Origin of the sequence: Acinetobacter sp. YH12235, assembly GCF_013417705.1 — a bacterium.
In the GTDB taxonomy this organism is placed as follows: domain Bacteria; phylum Pseudomonadota; class Gammaproteobacteria; order Pseudomonadales; family Moraxellaceae; genus Acinetobacter.
In genome coordinates this window covers 108,901-117,559 of sequence record NZ_VPDL01000009.1, presented here as the reverse complement: position 1 = coordinate 117,559, position 8,659 = coordinate 108,901, and the positions used below count along the sequence as shown (strand labels likewise).

Below are 8,659 nucleotides of genomic sequence, written 5' to 3'. Positions count from 1 at the left end.
AAGTGAAGGTAAAGAATGTTGAAGGGTGCAATCTAAATTTTCAGATAAAGTCATAAAAAAATGAGCGTATTTACATACACTCATTTTTACTACATTTTACTAATATTTGCTTAACTGACTGGCATTAACCCTTTGGTGCCTTTTTTTAATTTCAAACTTAAAAATTAAGCTGGAATATCACGTACTGAAGCATTACGAATCGCTTCTTTTAACGCATCATAACCACGAATTGGCGGGAATTGCGGGAATTCAGCAATCACATTTTCAGGCGCATCAAATAGGAAACCATGATCTGCTTCACCTAGCATCGTGGTATCATTATAAGAATCTCCTGCTGCAATCACACGGAAGTTCAAGCCATGTAATGCTTTTACGGCTTGACGTTTTTGGTCCGGCTGACGAAGTTTATAAGCAGTGATCATGCCCTCTTCATCAGTTTCCAGCTTATGACAGAAAATCGTTGGCCAGCCTAGTTGCTTCATTAGAGGATGAGCAAATTCATAGAAAGTGTCAGACAGAATAATCAGCTGAAAATGAGTACTTACCCATTCTACAAATTCCTTGGCGCCTTCAAATGGCCCCATATCCGCAATCACAGCCTGGATATCATTTAGACCCAAACCATGCTGTTTTAAAATATTCAAACGCTGGGTCATCAACACATCATAGTCAGGAATATCACGTGTCGTTGCTTCGAGCTCTTTAATACCTGTTTTTTTAGCAAAATTGATCCAGATTTCTGGAACCAAAACGCCCTCTAGATCTAGACATACGACTTCCATGAAGCATCCCCTCAGTTGTATTGAAAAAATTTTGCCCTATCATAGCTGAAGAAAAAGATTTTGCACTGTTCTTTTTTAAATCTGTTTTTTTCATAAGTATTTATTTTTTAGTGATAAGTAGCTTTGGGCATTTCTATTAAAATAGAATAAATCTGAAATAAATTCATATAGGCCACGTCATTTCCAAGCCTATGCCGCCAGGACTCATATGACCAAAATCCCCACTATTGCTATGGTAGATGCGCTTGCATCTGAATATGCAGATAAATCACCAAGTGAAATTTTAGCGCTTGCTCTCGAGCAGGAAGGCGAAATTGCCATTTCATTTTCTGGTGCAGAAGATGTTGTACTGATTGATATGGCATCTAATTTAGGTAAACCTTTCCGGGTATTTAGCCTGGATACAGGGCGTCTGCATGCTGAGACTTATCAATTTATTGAAAAAGTTCGCCAGCACTATAATATTGATATCGAAATCTGTTTCCCGGAAACAGATGCGATTCAACAACTGACGACTGAAAAAGGTTTGTTCAGTTTCTACCGTGACGGCCATCAGGAATGTTGCGGAATCCGCAAGGTGCAACCTTTACGCAAAAAACTGGCAACTTTAGATGGCTGGATTACCGGTCAGCGTAAAGACCAAAGCCCGGGAACACGTAATGACATTCCAGTGGTTCAATCTGATGAAGGTTTTTCTGGCCCAGGCAAACAGCTGATTAAATATAATCCCCTTGCTAACTGGTCTAGCGCGGATGTGTGGAATTATATCCGAATGATGGAAATTCCATACAACCCACTACATGAAAAAGGTTTTATCTCCATTGGCTGTGAACCTTGTACCCGTCCTGTGCTGCCAAATCAGCATGAACGTGAAGGACGCTGGTGGTGGGAAGAAGCCACCCATAAAGAATGTGGCTTGCATGCCGGGAACTTGAAAAAATAATCTTAAAAAGCCATCCGTTCGTCGGGTGGTTTTTTTGTGAACCAATCGGCTACAGAAAAATCAGTACCTTTATGCGACAAAATCGCTATACTTTGTAATGTGATACCAATAATTCTAACAAGGTTGCTTATACATGAGCAGCTGAAGAAAATGCAGTGAGGCAATCTACGCTATGCGTCCATTACATCCGATTGACTTTATTTTTTTGTCTTTAGAGAAACGGCAGCAGCCTATGCATGTAGGCGGGTTATTTTTGTTTCAAATTCCTGACAATGCACCAGCCTCTTTTATCCGGGATCTGGTGACTGATATTCGCAATTCCAAATCCTCACCGATTCCTCCATTTAATAACTATTTAAACGGTTTATTTTGGGATGAAGATGAAGAGTTTGATTTAGATCATCATTTTCGTCATATTGCCTTACCGAAACCTGGGCGTATCCGCGAGCTGCTGACTTATATTTCCCAAGAACACAGCGCACTGATTGACCGCGCTAAACCTTTATGGACCTGTCATATTATTGAAGGCATTGAAGGCAACCGTTTTGCCATGTACTTCAAGATTCACCATGCGATGGTAGATGGTATTGCAGGCATGCGTCTGGTAGAAAAATCACTTTCCCATGATCCACATGCGAAAAGTATTGTGCCACCTTGGTGTGTAGAAGGTCCACGAGCAAAACGTCTGAAAGCGCCGAAAGTCAGCCGCATGAAGAATGTATTACAGGCGATTAAAGGCCAGCTGGAATGTACGCCACGAGTGGCTTATGAATTATCACAAACCGTACTGAAAGATATGGGGCGTAATCCGGATTATGTGTCCAGCTTTCAAGCACCAAGTTCTATTTTAAATCAGCGCGTCAGTGCTTCACGTCGTTTCGCAGCCCAATCTTTTGAATTCTCACGTTTACGTCATATTTCTAAAGCTTTAGGTGTAACGATTAATGATATCGTGTTAGCGATCTGTTCAGGTGCCTTACGCGAATATTTACTCACACAAAATGCCTTGCCGAAAAAACCATTAATTGCAATGGTGCCCGCTTCTGTACGTAGCGATGACTCCGATGTTTCCAACCGTATTACCATGATTCTGGCGAATCTGGGCACGCATAAGGATGATCCTTTGGAGCGTCTTAAAACGGTACGTCGCAGTGTACTCAGTGCTAAAGAACGCTTTAAGCGCATGAATGCCAATCAGATTCTGAACTATAGTGCTTTTGTCTACGGTCTTGCAGGATTCAATATTGCATCTGGCTTAATGCCAAAACGTCAGGCATTTAACGTGATCATTTCCAATGTCCCTGGTCCTCAGGAACCTCTGTACTGGAATGGCGCACGTTTGGAAGCCTTATATCCGGCTTCGATTGTACTGGATGGACAGGCACTGAATATCACCATGACCAGTTATATGGACAAGCTTGAAGTAGGTCTTACTGCTTGCCGTAATGCTCTACCCAAAATGCAGAATCTATTGACTCATCTTGAAGAAGAAATTCAACGCTTCGAACGGATTGTGGATGGTGAACCCGTCCCAAAGTTGAAAGCGGTCAGTTAGCCGCGGACGAATAAAATCTGGCAATGGACTGCTAAAAAGTGTGTGAGCACTTTTGCCAATCATTTAGTAAAAAATAAAGGGGCAATTTAAGCCCCTTTATTTTATTCTTTTTACAGTTTGAATGAAATTCATACAACCGCAATCTATTTTGGTTTAATTAACTTTTAATAGTACGACATTGTTTCAATAACTGATGGCAGACAGAGCGAATCATAGAAGCTGTAATCTGAACTTCATTCCCGCGTTCATCCACAATATATCCTGCATGCACAGCCTTTGGTTCTAATACGTGTTTCAAGCTTTTATTGATTACAACTTTACTCATACTCATCATAGACTCCTTTTGCTAAGCCTAGAACTGGGAGAAAGGCTTTGGCTAATTTGATGTTTCTAGTATTGTAAATATCAGTAGAGTTGTAAAATTTCAGATGTAACAAGTGTTTAACGATATTCTGTTACAATTTCAGCTGAGAATGATATCGTATTGCTCTTGCGTGTATAAATTTTCGACCTGGAATTTAATTACACGATTAATAAAGTGTTCCAGATCCGCTACAGCTGGGGCTTCTGCAGTCAACAGCCGATCAATCACTGCCGGATGGGCAACAACAGTAAAGCCACTTTGTGATTCATAAGCGCGAGCATAGCGCAGGATTTCCCGAAAAATTTCGTAACACACTGATTCTGCTGTTTTCACATATCCACGTCCCTGACAGGTCGGACAGGACTCGCATAACAAGTGTTCCAAAGACTCACGGGTACGCTTACGCGTCATCTCCACCAACCCCAGTTCAGACACCTGGGTGATCTTGGTTTTGGCATGATCACGTTCCAGCATTTTCACAAACTGGTTCATCACCTCTTCACGGTGCTGGGCTTCCTGCATGTCAATAAAGTCAATGATGATAATACCGCCCAGATTACGCAGACGCAGCTGACGTGCAATCACCTGTGTGGCTTCCATATTGGTTTTAAACACCGTATCTTCCAGCGAGCGACCGCCCACATAAGAACCGGTATTAACATCAATGGTGGTCATGGCTTCAGTCTGGTCAATCATCAGATAACCGCCGGACTTCAGTGCGACACGGGTTTGTAAAGCCTTTTGCAGATCTTCTTCGACATTGTACAAATCGAAAATTGGTCGCTCGCCCGGATAATGTAGCAAACGGTCTTTCATGTTCGGCACGAACTCATCCACAAACTCTTTCAGCTTGCCATGGATTTCGCGTGAATCGATATAGATCTTTTCGGTTTCTTCATTAGCCAGGTCACGAATGACACGCTGTGGCAAAGGCAGTTCTTCAAAGATCAATGAAGGCACTGCGATTACTTTTTGTTTGCGCTGGATGTATTCCCACAGTTTGGCTAAGTAAGCCATATCCTGTGCAATCGCCTCTTCTTCAATGCCATCCGCAGCAGTACGGACAATCACGGAGCCTGGCAACTTGTGTTCTGCCTGAATACGCTCAATGATCGAGCGTAAACGATTGCGTTCATCTTCGGATTCAATCCGCTGCGATACGCCAATATGATTGCCATATGGCATCAGGACCAAATAACGTGAAGGAATAGAAAGATCAGTAGATAGGCGTGCGCCCTTGGTACCGAGCATGTCTTTCATCACCTGAACGGTAAGAATCAGACCCGGCTGCAGCAGTTCGAATACATTCGGCGTTGGCTGGTTACGTGGCCAGACCATGTCATTGATATGCAAAAATGCCGTTCTGGACAGGCCAATATCAACAAAAGCGGCCTGCATGCCCGGCAAGACCCGGACCACTTTTCCTTTATAGATATTCCCGACCAATCCGCGCTTGGCCGTACGCTCGACAAACAGTTCATTCACCGTGCCGTTTTCAATCAACGCCACCCGACATTCCATCGGTGTGACGTTAATCAACAACTCGTCAGACATAACAACACTCAAAACATTATAAGAATTCTTTTTCAGCAGTTAATTTAGTGCCTTAACCGTCTGCAATAACTGTACTGTTTCATATAGTGGCAACCCCACTACATTCGAATAACTACCTTCTATTCTTGGAATATAACGCGCTGCAATTCCCTGTATTGCATAGGCGCCTGCTTTCCCAAGCGGCTCACCTGTTGCCCAGTAACTTTCCATATCATGGCTATTTAGTGGCTGAAATTCAACCTGTGTACGAACTACTATACTGTATTTTTCTTCTTTTGTGCGGACGCACACTCCAGTATACACATCATGCCATCTCCCTGAAATTTTTTCCCACATTTCAAAGGCATGCTGTTTGGATTCAGGTTTCCCCAAAATCTCATTATTCACACCTAAACTGGTATCCGCAGCAATAATAATGGCATCCGGAAACAGCTTGGCCACCGCTTCCGCTTTGACTTGCGCCAGACGTTCGACATAGGCTGCAATGGACTCATTTTCCAGTACAGATTCGTCTACATCTGGGCTACAGATCTCAAAGTTCAGCCCGAGTTGCTGCAAAAGTTCACGGCGTCGGGGTGAGCTGGAAGCGAGGATTAAATGCGCCATTTTCTCAAAAAGTAATAAAGCACTGGCCATATGATGACACTAGTCAGCATGGGAATCCAATGTCGTGCAAATGAGAATTGTACGCCGGTCGAAATCTGGGCAAAGAAGATAATCATCAAATGTGCCAGAATCGCAATTGCCGTAATGACCCATAAATTAGCAAAGGTCAGAATACGGCGCTCACGGGTCAGGAAACGTGCCACAAAAGCAATGATGATAAAGCTAAGTGCATTGAGACCTAAAGGCGCATCAAGCAGTAAATCAATGAAGATCCCGGTAGCAAATGCAAACCAGATTCCACACCAGGTCGGCTGACACAATACCCAGAACAGCATGACCATTAACATAAATAATGGACGCCATCCCGAGGTCTCGTAAGACAGTGGATAGACTGAGAGAACAGAAGCCACAATCACTGAAATAACAATGGCAAATAAAGGATCACGATGTGTTTTAGGTCGCATCTTAGCGATTGACATGCGGTTGCTCCATCGCTAATGAGTCAGAGAACAGCACGACGACATGATGACCACCGGCCAACTGTGCTGCTGGAGTGACATCAATCTGAGCAAATTCCCCTGAATTATGCCGTTTTACGTTAGATACCGTTCCCACCAGATAACCTGCCGGAAAATGCTGTCCCAGACCTGAACTGTAAACTTTTTCACCAACTTTGATATTGGCGCTGGTCGGTACATATTCCATTTTCAGGCGTCCCAGATCCCCGGTTCCCGAGACAATGGCACGCATGCCAGTATGTTCCAGACGCACCGACAAGGAGTGTTCTTTATCAGAGAGCAGCATGACCCGGCTACTATGCGGATAGACATCAATAATCTGTCCCATAATCCCCATGTCATCCAGTACGGTCTGACCGACTTTCAGCTTGTTATTGGAACCACGGTTGATCACGATGATATGGCGCAACGGATCAGCATCGGTACCAATGACCTCAGCAATTTCCATACGTCCATCAAGAATCAGAGGGGTATCTAAAAGACCGCGTAAACGAGTATTTTCTGCAGAAAGTTCTGCAATTTTTTGTAGGCGAACTTGCGCCTGCAATAGCTCAGCCTGCATCGCTGTATTTTCACGACGCAGTTGCGCTTCAGATTTGGTTTGTTGATTCAGCCATTCTCGCGACAGTACCGGATAGCTGGCCACGGCATAAATGGGGTTATAGGCCGCGTACAAGACATCCCTTGCAGGTTGAACAACATGTGGCATGCGCCAGTCAAAGAACAGCACCACCAGACATGTTATCAGTGCAATGATAAAAGAGCGAAAAGATGGCGGTTGTCGAGAAAACAGATGTGCTTGCACCCGCCGAATCCTTGTCTTAGCCTACAAATAACATGTCATGATTTGGATTGTCGAAGAATTCGAGTACCTTACCGCCACCACGAGTCACGCAAGACAGTGGATCTTCAGCAACCACAACAGGCAGACCTGTTTCTTTTGCAAGAAGCTTGTCCAGGTTACGCAGCAATGCACCACCACCGGTCAACACGATCCCGCGTTCAGCGATGTCAGAAGACAGTTCAGGAGGTGTTTGTTCCAATGCAGATTTCACCGCAGACACGATGTTTTGTAGTGGATCAGAAATCGCTTGAGTGACTTCATCCGAGTTCACCACAATCGCGCGAGGCACACCTTCAGCCAAGTTACGGCCACGAACTTCAATTTCCAGCGGTTTTGCACCTTCATCTGGAAGTGCCATGCCAACTTCTTTTTTGATCACTTCAGCTGTGGTTTCACCGATCACGCAACCATGTGCCTTACGCACGTAGTTGATGATCTGTTCGTCAAATACATCACCGCCAATACGCAGCGAGTCTGCATATACACAGCCCTGCAATGAAATGACTGCAATCTCAGTTGTACCGCCGCCCACATCAACAACCATCGAACCACACGCCTGCTCAACCGGCATGCCTGCACCAATTGCAGCTGCCATCGGCTCTTCAATCAGACGTACTTCACGCGCACCCGCATTATAAACTGCTTCACGGATCGCACGGCGTTCAACCAGTGTCGATTTACATGGCACGCAAACCACCACGCGTGGCGCTGGCGGGAATAAACGTTTTTCGTGTACCTTACCAATGAACTGATTTAACATGGTTTCGGTCACTTCGAAATCCGCAATCACGCCGTCTTTCATCGGACGGATTGCAGAAATATTTGCTGGGGTACGACCAAGCATTTGTTTCGCGTCAAGACCTACGGCAGCAACAATTTTATGTGAACCACTGTGACGGATGGCTACAACCGTCGGTTCATTTAATATAATGCCTCGTCCTGGCGCATAAATAAGTGTATTTGCAGTACCTAAATCAATAGCGAGATCTGGCGAAAACAAGCCTATTAGTCGTTTTAGAATCACGGGGACGTTCTCAGTTAAACTTTATATGGACGCAAGGTGGCCACTTTAACTAAATGTGATGATTTGGACAAGTCAATCGCTTATCATAACGCATGATAATTTGAATTTTTTTAATACTGATTAGGTAATATTATGTCTACATCGGATGCACAGTCTTCTGCAGATTTAAATGCAGAAACAGTTTCAGCTATTGCCAACCTCGCAAGGTTATCTCTTAATGATACGCAATCTGCTGAATATGCTCAAAGTTTAAATAAAATTTTAGGCATGATGGAAACCCTGAAAGGCATCGATACTGACGGTGTTGAACCACTGAAAAGCCCTTTCGACCACCCACAGCCTTTACGTGAAGATGTCGTGTCGGAAAGCAATCATCGTGAGGAATACCAAGCAGTTGCACCTGCTGTACAGGACGGTTTGTATCTCGTCCCACGCGTGATTGAGTAATTACTACCCAGTTCATTCTTTT

At 44.1% G+C, this 8,659-nt stretch carries 10 protein-coding genes; 3 read left to right on the top strand and 7 right to left on the bottom strand.

The window, feature by feature from the left end:
• Positions 1 to 164: 164 nt before the first annotated feature.
• Positions 165 to 782 (bottom strand): bifunctional phosphoserine phosphatase/homoserine phosphotransferase ThrH, encoded by a 618-nt coding sequence (thrH, locus tag FTV13_RS06815; RefSeq protein WP_179993412.1) that lies wholly within the window; start codon positions 780 to 782, stop codon positions 165 to 167.
• 208 nt (positions 783 to 990) lie between these two features.
• On the opposite strand from thrH, the gene FTV13_RS06810 reads away from it, so the two are divergent.
• Complete coding sequence (locus tag FTV13_RS06810) at positions 991 to 1,725, top strand: phosphoadenylyl-sulfate reductase (protein WP_034703384.1); 735 nt, start codon at positions 991 to 993, stop codon at positions 1,723 to 1,725.
• 172 nt (positions 1,726 to 1,897) lie between these two features.
• Positions 1,898 to 3,280, top strand: coding sequence for a wax ester/triacylglycerol synthase family O-acyltransferase (locus tag FTV13_RS06805; RefSeq protein ID WP_004783088.1), 1,383 nt, complete (start codon positions 1,898 to 1,900; stop codon positions 3,278 to 3,280).
• Between the two features lie 157 nt (positions 3,281 to 3,437).
• Here FTV13_RS06805 and FTV13_RS06800 read toward each other — a convergent pair whose 3' ends face one another.
• From FTV13_RS06800 to FTV13_RS06775, 6 genes are all read right to left on the bottom strand, one after another.
• A complete protein-coding gene (locus tag FTV13_RS06800) occupies positions 3,438 to 3,611 on the bottom strand; it encodes a PA1571 family protein (RefSeq protein ID WP_004783090.1) in 174 nt (57 codons plus the stop codon).
• 132 nt (positions 3,612 to 3,743) lie between these two features.
• Positions 3,744 to 5,198 (bottom strand): ribonuclease G, encoded by a 1,455-nt coding sequence (gene rng / locus FTV13_RS06795; RefSeq protein WP_005234484.1) that lies wholly within the window; start codon positions 5,196 to 5,198, stop codon positions 3,744 to 3,746.
• 39 nt (positions 5,199 to 5,237) lie between these two features.
• The gene (locus FTV13_RS06790; RefSeq protein WP_179993411.1) at positions 5,238 to 5,804 is read right to left on the bottom strand and encodes a Maf-like protein; all 567 of its coding nucleotides are present in this window, start codon (positions 5,802 to 5,804) and stop codon (positions 5,238 to 5,240) included.
• The gene (gene mreD, locus FTV13_RS06785; protein ID WP_166139624.1) at positions 5,792 to 6,283 is read right to left on the bottom strand and encodes a rod shape-determining protein MreD; all 492 of its coding nucleotides are present in this window, start codon (positions 6,281 to 6,283) and stop codon (positions 5,792 to 5,794) included. Before mreD ends, FTV13_RS06790 begins: the two co-directional genes overlap by 13 nt.
• Positions 6,270 to 7,127 (bottom strand): rod shape-determining protein MreC, encoded by an 858-nt coding sequence (gene mreC, locus FTV13_RS06780; protein WP_166139623.1) that lies wholly within the window; start codon positions 7,125 to 7,127, stop codon positions 6,270 to 6,272. The genes mreD and mreC overlap by 14 nt, the downstream gene beginning before the upstream one ends.
• A 16-nt stretch (positions 7,128 to 7,143) precedes the next feature.
• The gene (locus FTV13_RS06775) at positions 7,144 to 8,190 is read right to left on the bottom strand and encodes a rod shape-determining protein (protein WP_005234480.1); all 1,047 of its coding nucleotides are present in this window, start codon (positions 8,188 to 8,190) and stop codon (positions 7,144 to 7,146) included.
• Positions 8,191 to 8,322: 132 nt separating this feature from the next.
• Here FTV13_RS06775 and gatC point away from each other — a divergent pair, with 132 nt between their 5' ends.
• Positions 8,323 to 8,637, top strand: coding sequence for an Asp-tRNA(Asn)/Glu-tRNA(Gln) amidotransferase subunit GatC (gatC, locus tag FTV13_RS06770; protein ID WP_005234479.1), 315 nt, complete (start codon positions 8,323 to 8,325; stop codon positions 8,635 to 8,637).
• Positions 8,638 to 8,659 lie beyond the last annotated feature (22 nt).

Excerpts from the sequence above, each read along its gene's own strand:
- FTV13_RS06810 (WP_034703384.1), top strand. The coding sequence starts at position 991 with ATGACCAAAATCCCCACTATTGCTATGGTAGATGCGCTTGCATCTGAA.
- FTV13_RS06800 (WP_004783090.1), bottom strand. The coding sequence starts at position 3,611 with ATGAGTATGAGTAAAGTTGTAATCAATAAAAGCTTGAAACACGTATTA.
- gatC (WP_005234479.1), top strand. The coding sequence starts at position 8,323 with ATGTCTACATCGGATGCACAGTCTTCTGCAGATTTAAATGCAGAAACA.
- FTV13_RS06805 (WP_004783088.1), top strand. The coding sequence starts at position 1,898 with ATGCGTCCATTACATCCGATTGACTTTATTTTTTTGTCTTTAGAGAAA.
- rng (WP_005234484.1), bottom strand. The coding sequence starts at position 5,198 with ATGTCTGACGAGTTGTTGATTAACGTCACACCGATGGAATGTCGGGTG.
- FTV13_RS06790 (WP_179993411.1), bottom strand. The coding sequence starts at position 5,804 with ATGGCGCATTTAATCCTCGCTTCCAGCTCACCCCGACGCCGTGAACTT.
- mreD (WP_166139624.1), bottom strand. The coding sequence starts at position 6,283 with ATGTCAATCGCTAAGATGCGACCTAAAACACATCGTGATCCTTTATTT.
- thrH (WP_179993412.1), bottom strand. The coding sequence starts at position 782 with ATGGAAGTCGTATGTCTAGATCTAGAGGGCGTTTTGGTTCCAGAAATC.